A 25,481-nucleotide genomic window follows, 5' to 3' on the forward strand; every position below is an offset into this window, starting at 1 on the left:
GGAGAGTTGAACGATGAAAAAATTCGAAGAAAAGACGATTACAACAGAAACGATCTATCAAGGGAAAATCATTGATCTTCAAGTGGATGAAGTCGAGCTTCCAAACGGCAAGACATCCAAGCGGGAACTGATTAAGCACCCTGGGGCTGTAGCGGTCATCGCATTGACACCGGAAAGGAAAATAGTGATGGTGGAGCAGTACCGCAAAGCGTTGGAGAAATCCATCATCGAAATACCTGCCGGAAAGCTTGAGCCGGGTGAAGAGCCGGATAAAACGGCCCTGCGGGAATTGGAAGAAGAAACAGGGTACGGATGTGAAAATCTGGAGCATCTTATTTCGTTTTACACTTCACCTGGATTTGCGGATGAGCTCGTGCACTTGTATATCGCTCACGATATCCATCCCATCCTGGAGTCGAAAGAAACGGATGAAGACGAATTTGTCGAGTTGATTGAAGTGACAGTAGAAGAGGCACTGCAACTTATTAAAGAACAGCGGATCTATGATGCGAAAACGGCTTATGCGGTTCAATATCTGCAGTTGCAGGGGCTTGTGGGAAAAGAGTGAATGGTGAAGGAACGAAGCTGGACTCTGTTTGAGAAGGGTCCAGCTTCGTTTGGGTAAAAATGGTAAAAGACGCAAAAAGATAAAAAAATGACGCAATTACACAGGTTTTTGACGCAATAAATAAAATAATGACGCAATTACTTGGATTATGACGCAATAAATGATTTAATGACGGAATTACGAACCTCTATCCAGCTTTTTAGAAGCAACTGCCGCCTCGCGTAAGAGCATATTCTATCAATCTTCTACATTTCCTTCAGTATTCAACTGGAATTTTAACATCAAATACAAAATCAAAGGTCAAATTTACAAAAAGAAGAGAGCCTGATCTAATATTCACAAGCTCTACAATATCCGCAATCACCTGAACCCAACCGCACAACCTGGCGAGTCACAAAAAACGGCCAGGCCGCATGCGGTAATCAACTTTCAATCAGGTCCCCAAGAATTAGGGAATACACACACGTATCACGTGCATCCGTCCCATTTTCATCAAGATGGTCATTCCTTAAAATCCCTTCAAGCTTGAACCCCAGTCTCTCGGGCACCCTCCGCGAGGCAGTGTTTCTCTCATCACAGCGGATTTCCACACGCTGACAGGAAAGGTCGTGGAGGGCGAAATGGGTCAACGAATTCACGGCTTCCACCATATATCCCTTTTTTGTGTGCTGTGAGATGAGCCAATACCCGATTTCCACTTTAGGAACGTCCCAGTCAATGCGGTGAAGTCCTGTGGATCCGATGAATTCATTTGTTTCTTTCAGATAGATATGTAGGCGGATATCGGTCTTTTTAATGAACTCTGCATAGGATTCCCGTACGCCTGCCTCCACCTCTTCAAGGGTCTGTTCTTTCCGGGCAAAGGTCAGCCATGGTCTTAACGCATCCCGTGAATCTGCAATGGCACGAAACACGTCTGACCCGTCACCAGGCATGCATGGCCGAATATAAAGGCGTGGAGTTTCGATCCGATCGGGAAATTCGATTAAGCTTGCCTTGGTCATATAATATTCCTCCCACTCAGGTTTCTATGATTATACGTTTATCCGAATGGAAGTTCAATAGAGTAGAATAAACCTCTCCAGCCTTACATATAGATTAGTAATCGATATCTAGGAGGAGCACTGTGATGCGTAAAAAAATATCAAATTCAAATCCACTCGTTCAACATGTACAAGCACATTCCTCAATCTATTTATTTATCATTACATTGTTTTTAATGGGGATCATTTTTGGTGCGATTGTCGTGAATTCTTTATCATTTGCCCAAAAGGAGGACCTTTATTTCTATTTAAGTAAATTCTTCAGTGAGATGGAGGATGGAAGCATGACATCAGCGGAAGAACTCTTCCGTCAGAGTTTCCTCCATAATGTGAAGTATCTCGGGTTGATGTGGCTCCTCGGGATCTCGATCATCGGGCTGCCCCTCATCTTCGTCCTTTTATTTATGAAGGGTGTCGTCGTTGGCTTTTCTGTCGGATTTCTTGTGAATCAAATGGGCTGGAGCGGATTTTTATTATCTTTTGTGAGCGTCCTTCCACAAAATATTATCATCATTCCGGCATTTATTTTTATAGGTGCGATCAGCGCGAACTTCTCCCTGACACTGATCCGGAAGATCTTTATGAGGCAGTCGTCGTCCATGCAGTTCCAGATGATCCCGTTCCTCTCAAGATACGTCATCTTCATGGTGGTGGCCATCGGAATCGTCACCGTCGCCGCAAGTATTGAAGCCTATCTTTCACCTACTTTAATGGAAGCGGTCATAGGGAAAATAAAATAAAATGATTATTATATAAGAATCATTTTATTTGTTTGATTATAATTATTTTATTTTGCTTATTCCTCCCTTTTTGATATAATAGTAAAGACATTGACGAGGGAGGAGAGGACTATGGAAAGCCGCATTGAACGAATAAAAAAACAGCTTCATTCTGCCAGCTACAAGCTTACGCCACAGCGCGAAGCTACGGTCCGCGTGTTATTGGAACATGAAGAAGATCACCTCAGCGCCGAAGATGTATACCTCCTCGTTAAGGAAAAATCTCCGGAAATTGGACTGGCGACCGTATATCGTACATTGGAATTGCTGTCTGAACTGAAAATTGTAGATAAAATCAATTTTGGCGATGGTGTATCGCGTTATGACCTCAGGCAAGAAGGGGCAGCCCACTTCCATCACCATTTAGTATGTATTGAATGTGGAGCTGTCGATGAAATTCAAGATGATCTTTTAGAAGACGTGGAAACGATTGTCGAACGAGACTGGAAGTTTAAAATAAAAGACCACCGCCTCACCTTTCATGGCATTTGTTCCAGATGTCAGGATAAAGAAGAAGATCCAGAAGAATAAGATGATGCCGGAAAGCCTTAAAGACCCCTGTGTTGTTTCTAGAATCGGAAACATCCCATACATACTCTTTAAGGCTTTTTTCATACTCTCCCGGAATTTTTCACAGTATCTCACTCCATAAGGTATAAAACGGTTCAAAATCGTCATAGCTTGTATTAATAAGCAAGCGAATATGGAGGACGACAGGATGATAAAAGGGGTTCAATTGGTATGGCAGACCATTAAGGTGTTTATTTTATTTACGGGTTCAACGATTTTATTTTACTATGGTATCATGTGGATAAGCGAAGAATACGAAGGTTACCACAAATATGACGAGCCGGAGGGAGCAGCGGTGAAGGTTTATTCTTCCGTTACAGAGGAAGAGAGCCATTGGTATGACCGATTATTATTTTTTTATATGAACGGGGAGTAATGCAGTGTGGAAGACCATATTCAAGATTTCATGCACTTTTTAATAGTAGAAAAAGGGCTTGCAAAGAATACGATCGAGTCGTATCAACGTGATTTAAAGAATTATGCCTTATACTTATCGAAGGTTGAAGAAGTGGCAGAATTAAACGCCGTTTCAAGGGTGAATATCCTTCAATTTCTCGGACATTTAAAAAACCAGGGGAAATCGTCAAAGACCGTTGCCCGTCATGTGGCATCGATCCGTTCCTTTCATCAATTCCTATTGAGGGAAAAGGCGACGGAACAAGATCCGACGGTGCACATCGAGACACCAAAGACCGAGAGGACACTCCCGAGGATCTTGAGCATCGCTGAAGTGGAGGCTCTACTCGAAGCCCCTGAAGAATCGACACCTTTAGGGATGAGGGACAAGGCGATGCTTGAGCTTCTTTATGCGACGGGGATACGGGTAAGCGAACTCATCCAGCTTCAATTGGAAGACGTCCATTTGACCATGGGATTTGTCCGGTGCATCGGAAAAGGGAACAAAGAGCGGATCATCCCGATCGGGCAGACGGCCATGGATGTCCTCGAGAAATACTTAGGTGATGCACGTTTGAAATTACGGAGCAAGAAGCACCGTGATGATCATTTATTTCTGAATCACCATGGAAAAGGACTGACAAGGCAGGGGTTCTGGAAGAATTTAAAAGCCCTTGCCAAGAAAGCCAATATTGAGAAGGATTTGACGCCTCATACGCTTCGTCATTCATTTGCCACTCATTTGTTGGAGAACGGGGCGGATCTGAGAGCGGTTCAGGAGATGCTGGGTCATGCAGATATTTCCACGACCCAAATCTATACACATGTGACGAAAACCCGCTTAAAGGATGTCTATTCACAATTCCATCCCAGAGCTTAAAAGAATGAAGGGGGATTCCTTAAAGAAATTACGATTCTTTAAGGGATCTCTCTTGTTTTTTTTGAAAGGGAAAAGTAGAATATAGATGTCAGACTTCTGACGTTAAATCCTGTCGATTGCTTCAATGCAGATAAGGGTATGATACGTTTGAAGGTCGAAAATGTAACCGCTTTTTTAAAGGGATAACTATATAGGAGGTTTACTATAATGAGCAACTATACATACAAACGGGTTCACTTGATCGTAATGGATTCGGTCGGTATCGGCGAAGCGCCTGATGCAGAACTGTTCAACGATAAGGGGTCAGATACGCTCGGTCACATTGCTGAACACATGAATGGACTGAATATGCCGAATATCGGGAAGCTCGGCCTTTCCAATATTAAAGAAGTGAAGGGTATTGAGAAGGCCGAGAAACCTCTTGCATACTACACTAAAATGCAGGAAGCGTCAGTCGGGAAAGACACGATGACGGGTCATTGGGAAATCATGGGCCTGAATATCGATAAGCCGTTCAAGACGTATCCGGATGGATTTCCAGAAAAATTGATCCAAAGACTGGAAGCGGAAACAGGCAGGACGATCATTGGAAACAAGCCTGCCAGCGGTACTGAAATCATTGAAGAATTAGGAAAAGAGCATATGGAAACAGGGGCACTCATTGTGTATACATCTGCAGACCCCGTTCTTCAGATCGCAGCTCATGAAGACATCATTCCGATCGAAGAACAGTACAAAATCTGTGAAATTGCCCGTGAAATCACGAAAGAAGAGGAATACCTCGTCGGACGTGTCATCGCCCGTCCGTTCGTAGGGGAGCCGGGAGCGTTTAAGCGCACATCCAATCGCCATGACTATGCATTAAAGCCATTTGACCGTACAGTCATGAATGAATTGAAGGACTCCGGCTTTGATGTGATCGCCATTGGGAAAATATCAGATATTTATAATGGTGAAGGGGTGACCGAATCCATTCGCACAAAGCATAACATGCACGGAATGGATGGACTCGTCGAATCATTCGACAAAGACTTCACAGGCTTAAGCTTCCTGAATCTGGTTGACTTCGACGCGTTATATGGACATCGACGCGATCCAGAAGGATATGGAAAGGCGCTGGAAGAATTTGATGCGCGCCTCCCTGAAGTATTCGAGAAAATGACCGAAGATGATCTTCTGATCATTACAGCTGATCACGGGAACGACCCCACTGCTCCAGGAACAGATCATACGAGGGAGTATGTCCCACTTCTTGTATATTCAAAGCGTTTTGATGGAGGGAAAGAACTTCCTATCTCTGAAACATTCGCAGATATCGGGGCAACAGTAGCAGATAACTTCAATGTGGACATGCCGAAGTTCGGCCAAAGCTTCTTGACGAAATTAAAATAAAAAATATGAGTGGGAGTGGGGTGAAGCCGAACGAAAGGCTCATTTCCTCCTCTTTACGTTGAAAAGGAGTAATAAGATGAATTACGAAAACATCCAAAATGCAGCAAATCATTTGAAAAATCAATATACAGGACAGCCTAAGGTCGGATTGATCCTGGGATCAGGGCTTGGTGTATTGGCAGATGAAATCCAAAACTCAGTGAAGATCCCTTATAAGGAAATTCCTGATTTCCCTGTTTCAACCGTGGCGGGTCATGCAGGGCAGCTTGTGTTCGGACAATTGGCCGGACAGGAAGTCGTCGCCATGCAAGGGCGTTTCCATTACTATGAAGGGTATGGATTCGATAAAGTGACATTCCCTGTACGCGTCATGAAAGAGTTGGGCGTGGAAGTGCTGATTGTGACCAATGCTGCCGGCGGCGTGAACGAAAGCTTCCAGGCGGGGGATCTGATGCTGATTTCCGATCATATCAACAATATGGGAGGCAATCCACTCATCGGAGCGAATGATTCCCGCTTAGGGCCGAGATTCCCGGATATGTCAGAAGCATATTGTAAAGAATTGCGTCAAAAAGCGAAAGAAATCGCCGGGAAATTATCCATTGAAGTGCAGGAAGGGGTATATGTAGGTAATACCGGTCCTACTTATGAAACGCCTGCTGAGGTTCGCCTTGCCCGTACCCTGGGTGGGGATGCAGTCGGAATGTCAACGGTACCTGAAGTCATCGTGGCCCGCCATGCAGGAATCAAGGTATTGGGGATTTCATGCATTTCAAACATGGCTGCAGGGATTCTGGACCAGCCACTTTCCCATGATGAAGTCATGGAAACGACGGAAATGGTGCGTGCCAATTTCCTTTCATATGTAAAAGAAATCGTGAAATCATTATAAAAGCGGATTAATACTAGAAGAGTGGGTGAAGGCAATGAGAATGGTTGACTTAATAGAGAAAAAGCGTGAAGGAAAAGAATTATCTACGGAAGAAATCAAATTCATCGTGGAAGGATATACGGACGGAAGCATCCCTGATTATCAGGTGAGCGCCCTGACGATGGCCATATTCTTCAAAGATATGAGCGATAGAGAAAGAGCGGACCTGACGATGGCCATGGTGGAATCGGGAGATCAAATTGATTTGTCCGCCATTGAAGGCATCAAAGTCGATAAGCACTCCACAGGTGGAGTCGGTGATACAACGACACTTGTTCTTGGACCACTTGTGGCGTCTGTCGGAGTCCCTGTAGCGAAGATGAGCGGAAGGGGTCTTGGACACACAGGAGGAACCATCGATAAGCTTGAATCCGTAGAAGGCTTCCATGTGGAAATCGAAAACGATGAGTTCATCCGTTTAGTGAACAAGAATAAATTGGCCGTCATCGGTCAAAGCGGTAACCTGACGCCTGCTGATAAAAAGCTATACTCATTGCGTGACGTAACCGCAACGGTCAACAGCATTCCGTTGATTGCAAGCTCGATCATGAGCAAAAAGATCGCAGCGGGAGCCGATGCCATCGTACTGGATGTAAAAACCGGTGCCGGTGCCTTCATGAAGACGCTTGACGATTCGAAGGACCTTGCCAAAGCCATGGTGAATATCGGGAATAACGTCGGACGAAAGACGATGGCGGTCATTTCAGATATGAGCCAGCCACTTGGTTATGCCATCGGGAACGCCCTTGAAGTGAAGGAAGCGATCGATACGTTAAAAGGGGAAGGTCCCGAAGATTTAACGGAACTTTGCCTGACCCTTGGAAGCCACATGGTATTCCTGGCAGAGAAAGCTTCAACGTTAGAAGAAGCAAGGGCGTTATTACAAAAAGCGATTGATGATGGATCGGCTCTTGAGAATTTCAAGGTATTCCTTGAATCGCAAGGTGGAGATCCTTCCGTTGTGGATGAACCATCCAAACTCCCTCAAGCTAAGTACAAAATTGAGCTTGAAGCGAAACAGGATGGGTATGTATCTGAAATCGTGGCGGATGCAGTTGGAACAGCTGCCATGTGGCTTGGAGCAGGCCGTGCAACGAAAGATTCTGTGATCGACTTAGCCGTCGGTCTTGAACTTCGCAAGAAAATTGGTGACGAGGTCAAAGCGGGAGATTCCCTTGCCACCATCTACAGCAATGAAGAAAACATCGACAATGTGAAAGAGAAGCTTTATGAGAGCATTAAAGTGACAACTGAACATGTGGATGCACCAACGTTGATTCATACTGAAATCACAGGTTGATCATTAGTTTAAACGAAGCCTCTGCCGAAGGGATTATTTCTCTTCGGCAGGGGCTTTTTTTGTGTGAAAACAGATTCTTGATTTCATTTCAATGAGCGAACGGCTCAATAAGTTTTGAATGACTTTTTACCAATGTTTGTATAAAAATGATGAGGATGGAAAAAATGGATCTATGAGTATTGAAATAATAACGAGATTTTGATTGGAGGACAGTTGGATGAAACGTTTTGCGTATATAGTGGTGACATTTGTTTTAACAGCTTTTCTATTTCCTTCCATAGGATTTGCCCAGGAAAAGAAATCGGAGCTCGCCGACGTGGCGAAATCGGCCATATTGATCGAGCGTGATACTGGAGCGGTGCTATACGAGAAGAACAGTCATGAAAAGCTGGCACCTGCGTCCATGACTAAGATCATGACCATGACACTCATCATGGAAGCCCTCGAAAAAGGTCAAATCAAGTGGGATGACAAAGTGCGGGCAAGTGAATATGCTGCCTCGATGGGCGGATCACAAATTTTCCTGGAGCCGGGTGAAAGCATGTCTGTAGAAGAAATGCTGAAGGGGATTGCCATTGGGTCCGCCAATGACGCCTCAGTCGCAATGGCGGAACATATTGCAGGAAGTGAAGAAGCATTCGTTGAGAAAATGAACAAAAAAGTGAAAGAGCTCGGGTTAAAGGAAACTCACTTCAAAAACCCGACAGGCTTACCGTCCAAAGATCATTACAGTTCGGCCCATGATATGTCGATGATGGCGAAGGAACTTCTTAAATATGATGGCATCACAAAATTCACAGGCAGCTATGAATCTTACCTGCGTGAAGGGTCGGATAAAAAATTCTGGCTCGTGAATACGAATAAATTGGTCCGCTTCTATGACGGAGTGGATGGATTGAAGACAGGCTTCACGAATGAGGCGAAATATTGCCTGACGGCGACGGCAAAGAAAGACAATATGAGAGTGGTTGCAGTCGTGTTCGGTGCCCCGACACCAAAGGAACGGAACAATGAAGTGAGTAAAATGCTCGATTATGCCTTCAATCAGTATTCGACCAAACCTCTCTTCAAAAAAGGGGATTCCCTGGCTAAGGTGAAAGTTTCAAAAGGGAAGGAGAATAAGGTGGATGCCGTAACGGATGAGCCCATTTCCCTCCTTACCCAAAAAGGTGAAAAATTAGATGAGATCCAGCAGAAGATCACCTTATCGAAAGACTTGAAAGCTCCTATTAAAAAAGGAGACAAAGTCGGGACGCTCGTGGTGATGAATAAAGGAAAAAAAGTAGTGGAAAGCACTCTCGTTGCCAAGAAAAATGTAAACGATGCAAGCTGGTGGGAATTATATAAAAAATCCTTTGGACTTTTTACAAAGGTAGGAAAGTAATGAGCCTCGGAAAATAACCTCTAAATATGACGAATTCCTTCTAGTTTTGTCATGGAGAAGGAATTTACTAAAAGAATAGCGAAATGACTCACTATACGACAGAGAAGGAGGCTTTCTGATAGTGAGTCTTGCTATTAACTTAGAAGTCAAAAAAGATGTACTGTGTGTCCGTTTAAGTGGTGAGTTGGATCATCACACTGCCGATGAACTCAGGGAAAAAGCTTCAAGCCTGATTGAAAGTGAGAATGTAAAGCATATCATTTTGAATTTAGAGGAATTGAGCTTTATGGACAGTTCCGGATTGGGTGTCATTTTGGGTCGATACAAGCAGATCAAGCAAAAGCATGGAGAAATGGTGGTATGTGCGATTTCCCCTTCTGTAAACCGATTATTTGAAATGTCAGGGTTGTTTAAGATCATTCGTCTTGAGCCGTCTGAAGAAAATGCATTACAAAGATTGGGGGTCGCATGATATGAGAAATGAAATGAACATTCAATTCAGTTCTTTAAGCCAAAATGAATCCTTTGCCCGCGTGACTGTTGCGTCATTTATTGCCCAGCTCGATCCGACGATGGATGAGTTGACTGAGATCAAGACCGTCGTCTCAGAAGCCGTGACCAATGCCATCATTCACGGCTATGATAACAGACCGAATGGGACGGTTTATATATCCGTGATCATGGAAGAGGATGGGTTCATTGATATGACCATCCGCGATGAAGGGATCGGGATCGGGGATGTGGAAGAAGCCCGTCAACCCCTCTTCACCTCCAAGCCGGAACTTGAACGTTCCGGTATGGGATTTACGATCATGGAGAATTTCATGGATGAAATAGAAGTGTCATCACACCCAGGTACAGGCACCACGGTAAGGCTGAAGAAGCACTTGACCAATAGTAAAGCGCTATGCAATTAAGGAGTCGTGCCCATGGATGTCGAAGTGAAAAATGAAAAGGAACAGACCTTTTTGAAAGATCACGAGGTGAAAGACCTGATCAAGAAAAGTCAGGAAGGGGACCAGAGCGCCCGGGATTTGATCGTCCAGAAGAATATGCGCCTTGTATGGTCCGTCGTCCAACGCTTTCTCAATCGGGGTTATGAGCCGGATGATCTCTTTCAAATAGGCAGTATCGGGTTGCTGAAATCAGTGGATAAGTTTGATTTAAGCTACGATGTCAAGTTTTCGACGTATGCGGTTCCGATGATTATCGGAGAGATCCAGCGTTTCATTCGGGATGATGGGACAGTGAAGGTGAGTCGTTCCCTGAAGGAAATGGGGAATAAAATCAGGAAAGCGAAGGATGAGCTTTCCAAGAAGTTCGGCAGGGTCCCGACAGTCAGCGAGCTTGCCGACCATCTTGAATATTCCGTTGAAGAGGTGATCATGGCCCAGGAAGCGAGTCGTGCCCCTTCTTCGATCCATGAAACGGTTTATGAAAATGATGGTGATCCCATCACGCTCTTGGATCAGATTGCCGATAATACGGATAATAAGTGGTTTGATAAGATTGCCCTGAAAGAAGCGATCCGGGAATTGGATGATCGTGAGCGGCTGATCGTGTATTTAAGGTATTACAAAGATCAGACCCAATCGGAAGTAGCGGATCGGCTGGGGATTTCCCAGGTACAGGTATCAAGACTTGAGAAGAAAATCTTACAAACGATGAAAGAACATATGCATTCAGAACCTTAGACAACATAACCTTGTGGATTCCATTTACTGAATCCACAAGGTTATTTTTTTGAAATTGTTTCCATAAACCTTCCCTCCAGACCTTCCCATCACTTCCAGCCCAACGTTTCGTTCACCCATTTGTCCCATCGTCCCCGAGGACATTACATAAATAAATCACGTTAATCCATACTATTGGTACGAAGGGAAAATCATGTTTTCAGGAAGTGAACTGCATGGAAGGTATTTTGTATATACGCTTACGCCATCGAGTGCAGGTAAGGGAAGAGAGCATGGTCAAGCTTTCTCAGCTGGCGCAAATCATAGCATCTGAAGCGATTGTGGAAGATATTAAGGAAATCCCGATTCATCAGGTGACCCCTTCAGATAAGAATATTGTCGTTGTCGATGTCATGAAGGTCATCAGTGAGGTGTGCAAAGTATACCCGGACCTGGATATTCAAACGATCGGGCCTACTCAAAGCATCATAGAAGTGATCTATGAGAAAAAGAAAGTCTCTCTCCCTTTATTCATTGGCGTTTGGTTACTATTATTCATCGGTGCGGCCCTGGCGATAATGAATTTTCATGAAGATGTAAGTATGAGAGAAGTTCATCAAAGGCTGTATCATTTTGTGACGGGAGGGGTGGATCCCCACCCATTATTATTCCAGGTTCCCTACTCGTTTGGTTTAGGTCTTGGAATGATTTTGTTTTTCAATCATGTGTTTCGAAAAAGACTCAATGAAGAGCCGAGCCCTCTTGAAGTTGAAATGTTTAACTACCAGCAGGATTTAGACCAATACGTGATTATGCACGAAAATAAAGAAAGTCAGAAGAAACTGGATGACCATTAATGTATTGATCACCGTATTTATCGGATTTGCCGGGGGGCTGGCTGTAGGCTCGGGATTCGTTGCATTTTTAACCGTATTGGGAATCATCCCGCGGTTAACTCAATTGACCAAAACAATGAAAATGATTCATTACTATGAGATGGCCGTCATTACCGGAGCGCTTGCAGGAGGATTCATCAGCCTGAATGACTACACTCTCCATTTCTCTCCATTGGTCCTTATCCCCCTCGGTCTCATGAGTGGAGTGTTCATCGGACTGTTGGCTGCTGCCTTGACGGAAGTATTGAATGTGTTTCCCATCCTGGCCAAACGAATCGGGATTGATGGACAGATTGTGATACTGATCATGGCGATCGTATTTGGGAAGATTTTCGGTTCTCTATTTCATTGGCTTTACTTGGTTCATCAATAATTTGCAAGAGGCAGGGGTTTCGTATGGACAATAAAAGGAAAGTGATCCTGATAACAGATGGGGATGAATACGCCAAGCGCGCGATCGAATGTGTGGCGAAAGGGTATGGGGGAAGGTGTATCTCAAGCTCTAAAGGCAATCCTTCTGTGTTGTCGGGACCGGAAATTGTAAAGCTGATTCAAAGAGCCAAAAACGACCCTGTCTTTGTGATGTTTGATGATAGTGGATTCATTGGGGAAGGCGCAGGTGAAAGGGCACTTAAGTATGTGGCGAATCACCCGGAAATAGACGTGCTCGGAATTATTGCGGTAGCAAGTAAAACCAGGCAGGCTGAATGGACCAGGGTGGATGTCTGCATTGATAAATTCGGAGAGTTGACTCCATACGGGGTCGATAAATTCGGTGTACCTGAAATGGATGTGGGCAGATTGACGGGGGATACTGTTTACTGCCTTGATGAACTGGATGTGCCGGTGATTGTCGGAATTGGTGACATAGGGAAGATGGCCAAGAGGGATCATTACTCCCAAGGCGCCCCCATTACGAAAAAAGCAGTGGAGATCATCTTAGAAAGGAGTGGTTATCATGCCTCAAAAGACGAAAGAAACACCGATACCTAAAGACTTAAAGGTCATTGAAGATTATATGAAAGAGCACGTAGGGTTGAACACAAGCTTTGACATCGGTGTCCGCAAATTGATGGTCTTGAAAAAAGGTGTTCATTTTTATTATATAAATGGGCTTACCGATGCCTCTTATATCATTGAAATTGTAGAAGAACTTGTGGAGATCAATGATCATGAACGGGCTACAAGCAGATTATACGATATTGTACATAATCGACTTGTGCATCAATCCGTCGAACCGGTAAAAACGATTGAAGAAGCAGTCGATGAAGTGCTTTCCGGTTTGATTGCCGTATTTGTTGAAGGATATGAAGAAGCGCTGATCGTAGATGTCCGGAGTTATCCTGGAAGACAGCCGTCAGAACCCGATACGGAGAAGGTCGTCCGCGGTTCCCGTGACGGTTATGTCGAGAATATCATCGTCAATACAGCCTTAACAAGAAGGAGAATAAGAGATCCCAGGCTGAGATTTGAAATATTCCGGATCGGAGAGCGTTCCAAGACGGATATTTCAATCGCATATATCGATGATGTGGCCAACCCGAGCTTGATTGAAGTGATCAAGAAAGAATTGAAAAGTATAAAAATCGATGGGTTGACGATGGCGGATAAAACGATAGAAGAGTTTCTGGTGAAGCAAGGATATAATCCATATCCGCTGGTCAGATATACAGAAAGGGCTGATGTAGCTGCGACCCACCTGCTAGAAGGGCATGTGCTGATCTTTGTCGATACATCGCCGAGTGTCATCATCACCCCTACCACGTTCTTTCATCATCTGCAACATGCGGAGGAGTATAGACAATCACCGGCTGTAGGGACGTTTGTGAGATGGACAAGATTCATGGGTGTGCTTGCTTCCCTTTTCCTTCTTCCGTTATGGTATCTATTCGTACTGGATCCATCACTGCTGCCTGAAGTCATTAAATATGTCGGACCTCAGGAACAAACCAATATTCCGGTGATCGTTCAATTGTTCATCGCTGACCTTGGGGTGGAGATGTTCAGGATCGCCGCCATTCATACCCCGACCCCGCTCTCCACGGCCATGGGTTTGATCGCCGCCGTCTTGATCGGACAGATTGCCATCGATGTAGGGCTATTCCAGCCAGAGGTCATCTTGTATGTAGCTGTCGCTTCAATCGGGACCTTTGCGACTCCGAGTTATGAATTAAGTGTAGCGAATAAGATGGCAAGGCTTATTCTCCTGGTGATGGTTGCGTTCTTCCATATTCCAGGTTTGATGATTGGAAGTACCCTGTTCATTCTGTACGTAGCGAATATCAAATCCCTCAATACACCGTACCTATGGCCGCTGCTGCCTTTCAGTCCGAAGGCGTTTATGCAGATTCTCGTCAGGAAGTCGGTACCGGGGTCTAAAATTCGACCAAGTATCGTCCAGCCGAGAAACAAATACAAACAGCCTGCGAAATCTTAGAATATTGCAACAATTCCTGTTCTGTGGTAAATTACGTTTAATTAGTAGTGGACTATAGAGGGGAATGAGACGTTTCATGCATCTTCATGGATCAGCAGAAATAAAAAACGGGAGCTTAATGATAGGCGGGGTCAGTACCGGAGACCTGGCGGCTCAATATGGTACGCCCCTTTATGTATATGACACGAAACTTGTCAGGGAGCGTGCAAGAGGGTTTAAAGAAACATTTGAATCCCTCGGGGTAAAGGCGGAAGTGGCCTATGCCAGCAAAGCATTCTCCTGTATCGGCATCTTTCAGTTAATGGATGAAGAAGGGTTGTCCCTGGATGTCGTTTCTGGAGGAGAGCTATTTACGGCCGTGAAGGCAGGGTTTCCTCCGGGACGGATCCATTTTAATGGGAATAATAAGTCAAGGGAAGAACTGACGATGGCCATTGAACATAAAATCGGCTGTATCGTCGTCGATAACTTTCATGAACTGGAGCTTGTGGGTGAATTGTCACGATCTCTTGAAGAAGCCACAAGGGTTCTGTTAAGAGTAACACCAGGGATCGAAGCTCATACCCATGATTATATTCTTACGGGACAGGAAGATTCGAAATTCGGATTTGATTTAGAGAACGGTCAGGCCGAAAAAGCGATGAAATCAGCGATGGATTCCGAGACAATTGAATTGTTGGGCCTCCATTGCCATATTGGTTCACAGATTTTTGAAACGACGGGATTCATTCTCGCCGCCAGGAAAATCATTGAAAAGGTTGCCCTGTGGCGTTCACATTACAGCTTTGAGCCAAAGGTCATTAATCTGGGTGGTGGATTTGGGATTCGATACACGAAAGAGGATGATCCCATTCCTCCTCGTCAATATGTGAAAGAAATGATTGCTGCAGTGAAAGAGGAAGTGGAGAAATACAATTTAGAGATGCCTGAAATCTGGATCGAACCGGGTCGGTCACTTGTAGGAGACGCAGGTACAAGTCTTTATACGTTAGGGTCTCAGAAAGATGTCCCGGGCGTCCGGAAATATGTAGCGGTCGATGGGGGAATGAGCGATAATATCAGACCTGCCCTGTACAAGGCAAAATATGAAGCGATATTAGCGAATAAAGCAGACCGGATGTGTGAAGATACGGTTTCCGTAGCAGGGAAATGCTGTGAGTCAGGAGACATGCTGATATGGGACCTGCCACTTCCTCTCGCGGAAGACGGGGATATTCTCGCTGTGTTCTGTACAGGTGCATACGGATATTCGATGGCGAATAACTATAATCGGATTCCACGGCCCGCCGTCGTATTTGTCGAGGACGGAGAAGCCAGGTTAGCCGTCCGAAGGGAGACATATGAGGATTTGATCACCCATGATATAAGGTTTTAACGGCATATCATATAGTCTTTAAGTATCTCGTACTTAAAGACTACTTTTTTGCATTCTGAATTACATACTTTAACAAATTTCGATTTTACTATACAATAACAATGACATAAACACATAGAGTGAAGACAAAGGAGTCAGTCATGAAGATCAGTAATAAAGCATTGTTCTTGTTATTAATCGTTGCCGGTCTGGTGTGGGGAGTCATCTACTGGATGTTCATCGCTGGAAACTGATTGATTGGGATTTGCTTAATAAAAGTAAATTTAGTAAGATAAATAAACGTTCATATCAATTAAATTTCTAGTTTTTGTCTATAATAGGAAATAAATAGATTAGACATAAAACATGACGAGGGGTAAATATGTTAATTCGGTATAAAAAGGCGTTTGAAAAGATTGCCATGGGATTATTATCTTTCATGCCAAATGAAAAGGATTTGAAGAAGCTTCAACAAACGATGAAGCAATACGAAACTGAAGAAAATTGGCAGCTCTTTTTATGGAAAGAAGAGGACATAGTAGGTTTGATCGGAGTTTATAAAACAGAAGGTACATTAGAGATTCAACATATATCAGTCAATCCATCACATCGTCACGAAGGAATCGGGAAATCCATGGTGAAACATCTGAGGGATATGCACTCGGAGCTTGAAGTGAAGCCCAATTCAGACACCGCATCATTTTTTGAGAAATGCGATGAGATGGGTGTAGACAACGAGGAACAAGAACAATAAAGAGGCAGGCCGCCTATTCTGGTGGTCCGCCTCTTTTTTTTCGTAAGGCATTTATCCGCTCGGTAATCACATCGGTGCGGTCCCTGAGGGAATGGCGGTGAATGAGCCCTGAATTCGTCAGGTCACTCTCTGAACACCAGATGTAGCCATTTTTCCTGCACCGCAGTTGAACCTGATCTGAAAGGGAAGCATCCGTTAAAGGCAGGATGATACTGTGATAAGGTTGATTTTCACCGATTTGGTGAATGGTTTCTTCCATCATTGCGTGAAGCTTTCTGGAATCAATCCCCAACCCGGTCAATGGTTTGTGATTCCCCTCAATATTCTTCACAGCTTTATTGAATGTCCTGACGGCACCTGTCAGATTGCCTCGTCTATAATGATAAAAGCCCACTGCGACCTGAATGAGACCCACCCAGTGGGAAGTCCTGTTTCCCGGATCGACTTCTTTCCAATATTCTTCTAATACTTCATGGCATTCAAAATAATCTCGATTACCGTGAAAATACATTAAGTATTCGATGTAGGCTTCCGGATAAACCATAAGATCCCTCCATATGACGCAAAGTAGTTAAATTGTAGCATAAACCACTGATGATACGACAGGAAAGCCTGTAAATACAAAACTTTCTATTGGAGAATAGTGGTCTTTCTACTATACTATTAAGTAGCGTTCCAGCAAGATTGTTATGAGAAATTTGGTGATTAAGTGGAATACAATGTAAAGATTGACGCTTTTGAAGGTCCCCTGGATCTTCTTTTGCATCTGATTAACTCCTTAGAAATTGATATATATGATATTCCTATGGCTCAGATCACGGAGCAATATATGTTATATGTACATACGATGAAGGATTTGCAACTGGATGTCGCAAGTGAATATCTGGTGATGGCAGCAACGTTACTCGCCATTAAAAGTAAAATGCTCCTTCCTAAGCATGATGAGGGCATGATGGGCGATGAAATCGAATTTGAAGAGGAAGATCCCCGGGACGAACTGGTGGAGCGGTTGATTGAGTACCGTAAGTTTAAAGAAGCGGCGAATGAGCTGAAGCATCGTGAGGAAGAGCGGGGGCAGGTGTATACCAAGCCTCCAAGTGACCTTTCTGAATTCAGTGAAGAGGTTGATTTAAAGAATACAGAGGTTCAGGTATCTTTATATGATATGCTTGGCGCTTTTCATAAATTATTGAGAAGGAAAAAACTCCAGCGCCCCGTTCAAACGAGAATTACGAGACAGGAAATATCCATTGAGAAAAGAATGACCGATATTCTGGAAAATTTACAGAATCTAAAAAGACGCACATCCTTTACAAGTCTTTTTCCCTCTGACAGCAAAGAGCATCTCGTGGTGACGTTCCTTGCTGTGCTTGAATTAATGAAGCGGAAACAAATCATCGTCAACCAGGAGAATAACTTTACGGAAATATTTGTAGAAGCAGGAGAGGAGGCTGGAATGGTTGAGCAATATTAATTGGAAAGGGATCCTTGAAAGCTTATTGTTTGCAGCGGGGGACGAAGGTCTATCACTGAAACAGGTCTGTTCGGTACTGGAAATCGAAGAACAAAAAGCAAAGGATGTCCTTGAAGACTTGAAGAATGATTATGAGAATGATTCTAATAGAGGCATATACATCATTGAAATAGCAGGAACCTTTCAATTAGTGACAAAAAAAAGGAATGCCGACTACTTAAAGAAACTGGTAGAATCCCCACATGTCAGTTTCCTGTCCCAGGCAGCCCTTGAAACCCTTGCGATTATCGCGTATAAACAGCCGATCACGCGTATGGAAATCGAACAGATCAGGGGAGTCAAGACCGAGCGTCCCATTCAGACCCTTACATCAAAAGGGCTCGTCAAGGAAGTGGGCAGGGCGGAAGGGACCGGACGTGCCTTTTTATTTGGTACAACGAAAGAATTTCTGGACTACTTCGGCCTGAAGAGCATCGAGGAGCTTCCGCCTCTTCCTGAAAATATTGAAGACGAATTCGCCCAGGACGAAGCGGACCTGTTCTTTGAAAAATTTCAGGAGACGATGGGAACGAACGAATAGAAAATCGTATATGAACAGGCAGGACTGTGAAGGTGCATACACAGTCCTGCCTTTTTTTGTTTTGGCGATGGTCCATCGTGATAACCATTTCACCTGTACCATCTGCCCTTTTGCTTTCGAGATTTCACTCATATTACCCCTTGTCCTCTCATAAACTTGTACAAACACGTTAGATTTAAAGGAGTAGATGGGTGTGAATCGAAAGAGAGCGAGATTTTACATATACTATTTTCTAATCATTGCTTTTCTGTTTGTCTCTGTTTCCGGTAAGGTTCTGGCTGCCCCTTCAGTCAGTTCACAAAAAGCTATCTTAATGGATCAGGAAACAGGGCGCGTTCTATATGAAAAGGATGCCCATACTCAAAGTCGCATTGCCAGCATCACGAAGATCATGACTGCGATCCTTGCCGTCGAATCCGGAAAGATGGACCAGGAAGTAACCGTATCTCAGAACGCAGCCGGTACGGAAGGCTCCTCCCTTTATTTGAAGGCAGGAGAGAAGATAAAGCTTGAGGATCTCGTGTACGGATTGATGCTCAGGTCAGGCAATGATGGGGCAGTCGCCATTGCGGAATTTGTAGGGGGAAGCCTCGACGGTTTTGTCTATATGATGAATGAAAAGGCAAAGGAAATAGGGATGGAAAATACTCATTTCTCTAATCCACACGGTCTGGATGACCATGAAGATCACTATTCGACAGCATATGATATGGCCGTTCTCACGAGATATTCCATGGAAAACGATAGGTATAAGGAAATTGCAGGCACCAAGGTCCACACCGCCCCGAATCCGGATGAAAAGTGGGACCGCAAGTGGAAAAACAAAAATAGACTGCTGACGGAATTATATAAATATAGTACAGGAGGGAAAACGGGTTATACAAAACTGGCAAAAAGAACGCTCGTATCCACCGCATCCAAAGATGGGGAGAATCTGATTGCCGTGACCCTGAACGGTCCTGATGACTGGAATGATCATATTGGGATGTTTGAATACGGATTTAAACACTATGATTACAAAATCGTCCTGGAAAAAGGTAATATTGAAAAAATGGATGATAAAATCTATAAAAACCATGCGTACCTTAAGCGGGAATCTGTATTAACCCTGAAGGATGATGAAGTAGATAAGGTCAAGGTGGAGTATAAGATGTTGAAGCCAAAACAGGAATGGGTAAAGGGCCAGCATGTGCCTGAGGTAGTCGGGAAGGCAGTGGTTTATTTAGGGGACAAGGAAGTGGATACCCTTCCCGTCTTTTATAAAGCATCAGGCGAAAAGAAAGAAGAAAAAAGCTGGTGGAAGTTTTGGGCTTATTCCTTTGAATCCATCATAGGGGTACGGGACCATGGTTAACTTGATATGGGTAGGGATGACCATCATCGGGTTGGTATTCGCCATCATTAACGGGAAAATGGCCGAGGTGAATGAAGCCATTTTCACTTCAGCTAATGAAGCCGTTACCTTATGCATAGGATTGATCAGTGTATTAGTGTTTTGGCTCGGGATTATGAGGATCGCCCAGGAAGCGGGATTACTTGATAAATTGGCTAAGTTGTTCAGACCATTTGTGAAGAGACTATTCCCGGAAGTGCCCGATAATCATCCGGCAATGGGGTATATCCTTTCCAATATGATGGCCAATATGTTCGGCTTGGGAAATGCTGCAACCCCACTAGGGATCAAAGCTATGGAGCAGTTGAAAAGCTTAAACGGTGGAAAGGATGTGGCCAGCAGGTCGATGATCACATTCTTGGCGATCAATACCTCCAGCATTACGATCATTCCGACAACGGTGATCGCCATCCGTATGAAATATGACTCTGCGTCGCCAACTGAAATCGTAGGACCCACTCTGATCGCCACGATGCTGTCCACCATTGGTGCGATTCTGATCGACCGTTATTTTCATTACAGGCGAACCCGTCGAGAGGTGAAGTAAATGCAATGGATATCCACCATTTCCTTATGGCTGATACCGATCATGATTGGATTTATATTAATCTATGGGACCATCAAAAAGGTCCCGACGTATGAAACATTTGTTGACGGTGGAAAGGAAGGGATCAAAATAGCGGTATCGATCATTCCCTTTCTGATTGGGATGCTGGTGGCCATCACCATTTTTCGGGAATCGGGTGCCCTTGAATTCTTTGTTGGTCTGATCCGCCCCGCATTACTTGCACTCGGGATCCCTCCTGAAATCGTCCCTCTGGCCATCATCAGGCCGATTTCAGGAACTGCTGCCCTCGGCATGATGAGTGATATCATCGCCACCAACGGACCCGATTCGTTCATCGGAAGACTCGCTTCCACCCTGCAGGGAAGCACGGATACAACGCTGTATGTACTGACCGTATACTTCGGTGCAGTCGGCATCCGGAAAATGGGGGATGCCCTGAAAGTGGGTCTCCTCGCCGACCTGGTCGGAATAGCCGCTGCCATCTTCATCGTCACCATTATGTTTTAATGATCAGCCTCACCTTGCAGGAAAGATGAAAAGGCATAAAGGGATCGACTGGATTGGTCGATTTTCCTTTATGCCTTTCTATTTTGCCTGGATTGTGTAATAATTCATGAAGGTAAATGTATTGAAAATTAAATGAGGTGAAAGACCGTGGAACGATTACAGAAGGTAATTGCTCACAGTGGCGTGGCGTCACGCCGTAAAGCAGAGCAATTAATTATAGAAGGTAAAGTAAAGGTCAATGGGAAAGTCGTGAAGGAACTTGGAACGAAGGTATCTCACTCCGATCGAGTTGAAGTGACGGGTATCCAGATCGAAAGAGAAAATAAAGTATATTACATGCTTTATAAACCAAGAGGGGTCATCTCGGCTGTAACCGATGATAAAGATCGTCAGGTGGTAACGGATTTCTTCCCTGAAATCGAGGAAAGAATTTATCCTGTGGGCAGACTTGATTATGAAACTTCAGGGATCCTCTTGTTAACCAATGATGGCGACTTCGCCAATTCCCTTATGCACCCAAGTAATGAAATTGAAAAGACGTATGTGGCAAGATTAAAAGGGATTCCGCCTAAATTCAAGATCCGTGAGCTTGAGAAAGGAATTAAGCTGGAAGACGGAATGACCGCACCGGCTAAAGTGAAAGTCCTGAGCATCGATAAAAAGCAGGGGAAATCAATCGTGGAAATCACGATTCATGAAGGAAGAAACCGTCAGGTCCGCAGGATGTTCGAAGCCCTGGGTTATCCTGTTCAAAAGTTGAAAAGAGAAAGATATGCATTCCTTTCGCTCCACGGCTTGAATGCGGGAGAGGGAAGAGAACTGACACCACATGAAGTGAAACAATTGAGGGCGCTCGCTGAAACAGGCAGCATCCACTAATGTCCACTATGGAAAGTGTCACATATCCTTCATATAATTTACATTAACTTTAAAGTGATAAATGATATAATGAGAAAGAAATTTTACCCTGAAATAATTGGGATATTTCTCTGCTCATTATGAGGATATGAAACCGTACATCATGGCAGGGACTGAAGTCATAAGTGGACTCTTATGACTTCAGGCCCTTTGCTACTGTAAAGAGAGAAAAACTTCTCCATTCTTGAGAACGATTTCAATTTGGGAGGCACACGTAAATGAATAAGAAAAAGCGCAGATTGCTCATCAGGACCATTATTCTGATTGTGCTGACTTCTGCAGTTGCATATACCCTTTATGCAAATTTCACGAAGGATGAAAGAGGGATGTTAAAGGCTGGCGATAAGGCACCGGATTTTGTCCTTACGGATATGGATGGGAATACACACCGCCTTTCCGACTATGAAGGAAAAGGAGTCTTCCTGAACTTCTGGGGAACATGGTGCAAGCCGTGTGAAAGGGAAATGCCTTACATGAACAATCAATTTAAGAAGTATCAGGATCAAGGTGTACAGATTTTAGCGGTAAATGTAGGGGAATCCGATTTCCTCATTAACCGATTCGTTTCAAAACATGGGTTAGAGTTCCCTATATTAGTAGACAAGGAAGAAGAAGTGCAGAATGCATACGGGATCGATCCACTTCCCACGACGTTCCTGATCAACCCTCAAGGAAAGATTGAGAAGATCATAACGGGTACGATGACAGAAAACGATATCATTGAAGATTTAGAGAGCATCAAGCCGTAAGGCAGTTTAACTTGAAATAAGGAGTTTTAGCATGAAAGAGATTAAATGTGTATGCGGTCATGTGAATCCAAATGGTACGGTTCTCTGTGAATCCTGTGGACGGGCTTTAACGGAGGAAGCAAAGAATGAAAAGCTCCATGACATGCGTTACGAGGGGAGTGCAAGACGTTCCCAAACGTATAATAAATCGATTATAGATAAGATTTGGAATTTCTTTTCATCTGTGAAAGTGGGCGTGTGGTTAATCATCATCACGCTTATTGCTTCAGCAGTGGGAACGATACTGCCCCAGGAACAGTATATTCCAAATGGTCAGCCTGCAGATGAATACTATGAAGATGTTTATGGTTTCTTTGGAGAACTATACTATACGGTAGGGTTCCATGATCTCTATAGCTCATGGTGGTACTTGCTATTGATTGCATCCATTGGGGTTTCCCTCGTCATATGCAGCCTGGACCGTGTGATCCCCCTCTATCGCGCCTTGAAGAATCAACGTGTCACAAGACATGTCGGCTTTTTGAAACGCCAAAGGATCTACGGGAAAACGGACACGACCGAATATGATGAGCCAATCGGAAAAATAAAAGAAAATCTGACGCGGAAAAAATATAAGATCCGGGAAGAGGATGGAAATATCCTTGCAGAGAAGAATCGGTTTTCAAGATGGGGTCCCTATGTAAATCATATCGGTCTGATCATCTTCCTTTTCGGTGGCATGCTTCGATTCGTTCCGGGGATGTACATAGACGAAACGGTGTGGATCCGTGAAGGAGAGACGAGAGCCGTTCCGGGGACGGACCAGGAATATTACTTGGAAAACAAGGGATTCACCCTGGAGACATACGACAAGAATAAGGATAAAGAAGTATTCGGTGAAGCGATTGACAAAAACGGGACCATTGCGAAGAATTTCCAATCGGATGTGATCCTGTATAAGGAATCAGGAGAGCGCGTTCCCGGTCAGAAGGCAGAACGAGAGAAAGAACAGGAGGATTCCATTAAAGTAAACCATCCTCTGAAATTCGGAAATTTTGCTGTTTATCAAACAAGTTATAAACTGGATGAATTCAAATCCATGTCTTTTACCCTTGATAACAAAGAGTCGGGGAAAAGCTTCGGTGAATTCACAGTCGATTTATTCGACCCTCAAAATGCCTATACGTTTGAAGATGGGTATAAAGCAGAACTTATGGGATATTATCCGGATTTCTCCGGGTTCAACGAACAGGGTGAACCGCAGACAAAATCTCCCCTTCCGAATAACCCGGCATTCCTGTTTAAATTGTTCTCACCCGAAAAGCCCGAAGGTGAAATCAGTTTTGTAGGAATCCGAAAAAACCTTGAGCCCTTAGGGGAAAATGACTATAAATTGTCATTTGCCGGTGTCGAGACGAGAGATGTATCCGCCTTAACCGTACATAAGGATCTTACCCTCTGGATCCTGGCCCTTGGAGGAGCCATCTTCATGATCGGTGTCATACAGGGTGCATACTGGCATCACAGAAGGATCTGGATCAGGCGGAGTGATGATGGGGATGGACTCATCGTAGCCGGTCATACGAACAAAAACTGGCATGGTTTGAAAAATGAAATCAGCTTTGTATTGGAAGGCAGTGGAATCAATGAGCCTGTCGATCAACAACAAAAGGACGAAGTAAGGAGGAATGAGGATGTCAACGACAACAATGGCAGAGTGGAGCAGTAATTTACTTTACGTATCCTTCATCATGTATTTGATCGCGACTCTGTTTTTTGGCGGGAGTATCCGTCAAAAGAATACAACGGAAACGAACCAGAAAAAATGGGGCTTTATCGGAATTGCTTTAACCCTTGTCGGATTTGCCTCTCAATTGGGGTACTTCTTTCTTAGATGGGGGGCTTCGGGACATGCACCGGTAAGTAATTTATTCGAATTTACAACCTTTTTCGGTATGATGCTTGTCGGGGCATTCATCATTCTTTACTTTATGTATAAGACGACGATCCTTGGTGTCATCGCACTGCCATTCGCCCTTTTGGTGATTGCATACGCCAGCATGTTTCCAAAGGACATCAGTCCACTCATCCCTGCCCTTCAAAGTGATTGGTTGAAGATCCATGTCACCACCGTTTCGGCAGGGGAAGCGATTCTTTCCATCAGCTTCGTGGCAGGGTTGATCTACTTACTGAAATCAGTTCAGCATACAAAAGGCAGCAGGCAGTCATTCTGGCTCGAGACAGTGATGTATTCATTGGTTGTCGTACTGGGGTTTGTTGTCGCATCGACGGCATTTACCCTTGGCCATTATGAAGCGAACTTTCAATATGTGAATCAACAGGGGGAAGAGGCAATTTCTGAATACACCCTTCCAGCCCTGGTAGGTCCAAATAAAGGTGAATTATTAAGCGAAGACGTGATGGAGCCACTCGTTGAAATGCCTGCTCTCATCAATGCGAAGAAATTAAATACCGTGATTTGGTCATTTATGGTCGGGACAGTCATTTATCTTCTTCTCCGCTTGATCTTCAGAAAGCGGATCGCAGCTAAGATGCAGCCACTCGTAAAGAATGTGAACCTCGACTTGATGGACGAAATCGGTTACCGTTCCGTCTTGATCGGATTTCCGGTATTCACTCTTGGAGGACTCATCTTTGCCATGATCTGGGCACAGATCGCCTGGACCCGCTTTTGGGGATGGGACCCGAAAGAGGTTTGGGCATTGGTTACATTCTTATTCTATGCAGCCTTTCTCCACCTCCGCCTGTCCAAAGGCTGGCATGGCGAGAAATCGGCATGGCTTGCTGTTGTAGGGGTTGCAATCATTCTATTCAACCTTGTAGCGGTTAATCTTATCATTGCCGGGTTACACTCATACGCTTAATTAATCGTAACGAAAGGAAGGAGCTGACAACCATGAGAATCCAATTCTCTTTCCTGTCAGCTTCTTTTTTT

The 25,481-nt window shown here is 44.2% G+C and carries 29 protein-coding genes; 27 read left to right on the forward strand and 2 right to left on the reverse strand.

Features of this window, described 5'->3' with window-relative positions:
- The first annotated feature begins 13 nt into the window (after nucleotides 1–13).
- Nucleotides 14–568 carry an NUDIX hydrolase gene (locus tag N5C46_RS00440; protein WP_261750473.1) on the forward strand — a complete coding sequence of 185 codons (555 nt, stop codon included), beginning with the start codon at nucleotides 14–16 and terminating at the stop codon, nucleotides 566–568.
- Nucleotides 569–990: 422 nt separating this feature from the next.
- Here the strand turns inward: N5C46_RS00440 and N5C46_RS00445 are convergent, their stop codons facing one another.
- Entirely contained in the window at nucleotides 991–1,572 is a 582-nt protein-coding gene (locus N5C46_RS00445) for a GNAT family N-acetyltransferase (RefSeq protein WP_261750474.1), read from the reverse strand.
- 125 nt (nucleotides 1,573–1,697) lie between these two features.
- Here N5C46_RS00445 and spoIIM point away from each other — a divergent pair, with 125 nt between their 5' ends.
- The 17 genes from spoIIM to N5C46_RS00530 all read left to right on the forward strand — a co-directional run bounded on the left by spoIIM (nucleotide 1,698) and on the right by N5C46_RS00530 (nucleotide 16,357).
- The gene (spoIIM, locus tag N5C46_RS00450; RefSeq protein WP_034758186.1) at nucleotides 1,698–2,351 is read left to right on the forward strand and encodes a stage II sporulation protein M; all 654 of its coding nucleotides are present in this window, start codon (nucleotides 1,698–1,700) and stop codon (nucleotides 2,349–2,351) included.
- A 111-nt stretch (nucleotides 2,352–2,462) separates the two neighbouring features.
- The gene (locus tag N5C46_RS00455; RefSeq protein WP_034758188.1) at nucleotides 2,463–2,921 is read left to right on the forward strand and encodes a ferric iron uptake transcriptional regulator; all 459 of its coding nucleotides are present in this window, start codon (nucleotides 2,463–2,465) and stop codon (nucleotides 2,919–2,921) included.
- Nucleotides 2,922–3,108: 187 nt separating this feature from the next.
- Entirely contained in the window at nucleotides 3,109–3,336 is a 228-nt protein-coding gene (locus N5C46_RS00460; RefSeq protein ID WP_034758190.1) for a YqzK family protein, read from the forward strand.
- 6 nt (nucleotides 3,337–3,342) lie between these two features.
- Nucleotides 3,343–4,236, forward strand: a complete 894-nt coding sequence (xerD, locus tag N5C46_RS00465; RefSeq protein WP_098439963.1) for a site-specific tyrosine recombinase XerD — start codon at nucleotides 3,343–3,345, stop codon at nucleotides 4,234–4,236.
- Between the two features lie 207 nt (nucleotides 4,237–4,443).
- A complete protein-coding gene (deoB, locus tag N5C46_RS00470; RefSeq protein ID WP_261750475.1) occupies nucleotides 4,444–5,628 on the forward strand; it encodes a phosphopentomutase in 1,185 nt (394 codons plus the stop codon).
- Nucleotides 5,629–5,704: 76 nt separating this feature from the next.
- Complete coding sequence (locus N5C46_RS00475; protein ID WP_060672283.1) at nucleotides 5,705–6,520, forward strand: purine-nucleoside phosphorylase; 816 nt, start codon at nucleotides 5,705–5,707, stop codon at nucleotides 6,518–6,520.
- A gap of 34 nt (nucleotides 6,521–6,554) precedes the next feature.
- Nucleotides 6,555–7,859 (forward strand): pyrimidine-nucleoside phosphorylase, encoded by a 1,305-nt coding sequence (locus N5C46_RS00480; RefSeq protein WP_261750476.1) that lies wholly within the window; start codon nucleotides 6,555–6,557, stop codon nucleotides 7,857–7,859.
- A gap of 217 nt (nucleotides 7,860–8,076) precedes the next feature.
- Complete coding sequence (locus N5C46_RS00485) at nucleotides 8,077–9,243, forward strand: D-alanyl-D-alanine carboxypeptidase family protein (protein WP_261750477.1); 1,167 nt, start codon at nucleotides 8,077–8,079, stop codon at nucleotides 9,241–9,243.
- Nucleotides 9,244–9,364: 121 nt separating this feature from the next.
- The gene (gene spoIIAA / locus N5C46_RS00490) at nucleotides 9,365–9,715 is read left to right on the forward strand and encodes an anti-sigma F factor antagonist (protein ID WP_034758203.1); all 351 of its coding nucleotides are present in this window, start codon (nucleotides 9,365–9,367) and stop codon (nucleotides 9,713–9,715) included.
- Between the two features lies 1 nt (nucleotide 9,716).
- A complete protein-coding gene (gene spoIIAB, locus N5C46_RS00495) occupies nucleotides 9,717–10,160 on the forward strand; it encodes an anti-sigma F factor (RefSeq protein WP_034758205.1) in 444 nt (147 codons plus the stop codon).
- A gap of 12 nt (nucleotides 10,161–10,172) precedes the next feature.
- On the forward strand, nucleotides 10,173–10,937 hold the full coding sequence (gene sigF / locus N5C46_RS00500; RefSeq protein ID WP_261750478.1) for an RNA polymerase sporulation sigma factor SigF: 765 nt from the start codon (nucleotides 10,173–10,175) through the stop codon (nucleotides 10,935–10,937).
- A gap of 215 nt (nucleotides 10,938–11,152) precedes the next feature.
- Nucleotides 11,153–11,773, forward strand: coding sequence for a stage V sporulation protein AA (locus tag N5C46_RS00505; RefSeq protein ID WP_261750479.1), 621 nt, complete (start codon nucleotides 11,153–11,155; stop codon nucleotides 11,771–11,773).
- Nucleotides 11,763–12,185, forward strand: a complete 423-nt coding sequence (locus N5C46_RS00510; RefSeq protein WP_034758212.1) for a stage V sporulation protein AB — start codon at nucleotides 11,763–11,765, stop codon at nucleotides 12,183–12,185. The genes N5C46_RS00505 and N5C46_RS00510 overlap by 11 nt, the downstream gene beginning before the upstream one ends.
- 23 nt (nucleotides 12,186–12,208) lie before the next feature.
- The gene (locus N5C46_RS00515; RefSeq protein WP_261750480.1) at nucleotides 12,209–12,805 is read left to right on the forward strand and encodes a stage V sporulation protein SpoVABEA; all 597 of its coding nucleotides are present in this window, start codon (nucleotides 12,209–12,211) and stop codon (nucleotides 12,803–12,805) included.
- Nucleotides 12,771–14,249 carry a spore germination protein gene (locus N5C46_RS00520; RefSeq protein ID WP_261750481.1) on the forward strand — a complete coding sequence of 493 codons (1,479 nt, stop codon included), beginning with the start codon at nucleotides 12,771–12,773 and terminating at the stop codon, nucleotides 14,247–14,249. Before N5C46_RS00515 ends, N5C46_RS00520 begins: the two co-directional genes overlap by 35 nt.
- Before the next feature lie 76 nt (nucleotides 14,250–14,325).
- On the forward strand, nucleotides 14,326–15,624 hold the full coding sequence (gene lysA, locus N5C46_RS00525; protein ID WP_261752422.1) for a diaminopimelate decarboxylase: 1,299 nt from the start codon (nucleotides 14,326–14,328) through the stop codon (nucleotides 15,622–15,624).
- Between the two features lie 361 nt (nucleotides 15,625–15,985).
- Nucleotides 15,986–16,357 (forward strand): GNAT family N-acetyltransferase, encoded by a 372-nt coding sequence (locus N5C46_RS00530; protein ID WP_229592311.1) that lies wholly within the window; start codon nucleotides 15,986–15,988, stop codon nucleotides 16,355–16,357.
- A gap of 13 nt (nucleotides 16,358–16,370) precedes the next feature.
- Here the strand turns inward: N5C46_RS00530 and N5C46_RS00535 are convergent, their stop codons facing one another.
- A complete protein-coding gene (locus N5C46_RS00535; RefSeq protein WP_261750482.1) occupies nucleotides 16,371–16,901 on the reverse strand; it encodes a DUF309 domain-containing protein in 531 nt (176 codons plus the stop codon).
- Between the two features lie 165 nt (nucleotides 16,902–17,066).
- Here N5C46_RS00535 and N5C46_RS00540 point away from each other — a divergent pair, with 165 nt between their 5' ends.
- The 9 genes from N5C46_RS00540 to ccsB all read left to right on the forward strand — a co-directional run bounded on the left by N5C46_RS00540 (nucleotide 17,067) and on the right by ccsB (nucleotide 25,410).
- Nucleotides 17,067–17,831, forward strand: coding sequence for a segregation/condensation protein A (locus N5C46_RS00540; protein WP_098439972.1), 765 nt, complete (start codon nucleotides 17,067–17,069; stop codon nucleotides 17,829–17,831).
- On the forward strand, nucleotides 17,818–18,411 hold the full coding sequence (gene scpB, locus N5C46_RS00545) for an SMC-Scp complex subunit ScpB (protein ID WP_261750483.1): 594 nt from the start codon (nucleotides 17,818–17,820) through the stop codon (nucleotides 18,409–18,411). The genes N5C46_RS00540 and scpB overlap by 14 nt, the downstream gene beginning before the upstream one ends.
- A 187-nt stretch (nucleotides 18,412–18,598) precedes the next feature.
- Nucleotides 18,599–19,765 (forward strand): D-alanyl-D-alanine carboxypeptidase family protein, encoded by a 1,167-nt coding sequence (locus N5C46_RS00550; RefSeq protein WP_261750484.1) that lies wholly within the window; start codon nucleotides 18,599–18,601, stop codon nucleotides 19,763–19,765.
- Nucleotides 19,758–20,351 (forward strand): nucleoside recognition domain-containing protein, encoded by a 594-nt coding sequence (locus N5C46_RS00555; protein WP_261750485.1) that lies wholly within the window; start codon nucleotides 19,758–19,760, stop codon nucleotides 20,349–20,351. The genes N5C46_RS00550 and N5C46_RS00555 overlap by 8 nt, the downstream gene beginning before the upstream one ends.
- The gene (locus tag N5C46_RS00560; RefSeq protein ID WP_034758235.1) at nucleotides 20,352–20,879 is read left to right on the forward strand and encodes a spore maturation protein; all 528 of its coding nucleotides are present in this window, start codon (nucleotides 20,352–20,354) and stop codon (nucleotides 20,877–20,879) included.
- 147 nt (nucleotides 20,880–21,026) lie between these two features.
- Nucleotides 21,027–21,758, forward strand: a complete 732-nt coding sequence (locus N5C46_RS00565; RefSeq protein ID WP_034758238.1) for a pseudouridine synthase — start codon at nucleotides 21,027–21,029, stop codon at nucleotides 21,756–21,758.
- Between the two features lie 257 nt (nucleotides 21,759–22,015).
- Nucleotides 22,016–22,546, forward strand: a complete 531-nt coding sequence (resA, locus tag N5C46_RS00570; protein WP_159362189.1) for a thiol-disulfide oxidoreductase ResA — start codon at nucleotides 22,016–22,018, stop codon at nucleotides 22,544–22,546.
- Between the two features lie 31 nt (nucleotides 22,547–22,577).
- Nucleotides 22,578–24,254 carry a cytochrome c biogenesis protein ResB gene (gene resB / locus N5C46_RS00575; RefSeq protein WP_261750486.1) on the forward strand — a complete coding sequence of 559 codons (1,677 nt, stop codon included), beginning with the start codon at nucleotides 22,578–22,580 and terminating at the stop codon, nucleotides 24,252–24,254.
- Complete coding sequence (gene ccsB / locus N5C46_RS00580) at nucleotides 24,235–25,410, forward strand: c-type cytochrome biogenesis protein CcsB (RefSeq protein ID WP_034760586.1); 1,176 nt, start codon at nucleotides 24,235–24,237, stop codon at nucleotides 25,408–25,410. Before resB ends, ccsB begins: the two co-directional genes overlap by 20 nt.
- Nucleotides 25,411–25,481: the final 71 nt, after the last annotated feature.

The organism is Rossellomorea vietnamensis, from assembly GCF_025398035.1.
GTDB lineage: Bacteria > Bacillota > Bacilli > Bacillales > Bacillaceae_B > Rossellomorea > Rossellomorea vietnamensis_B.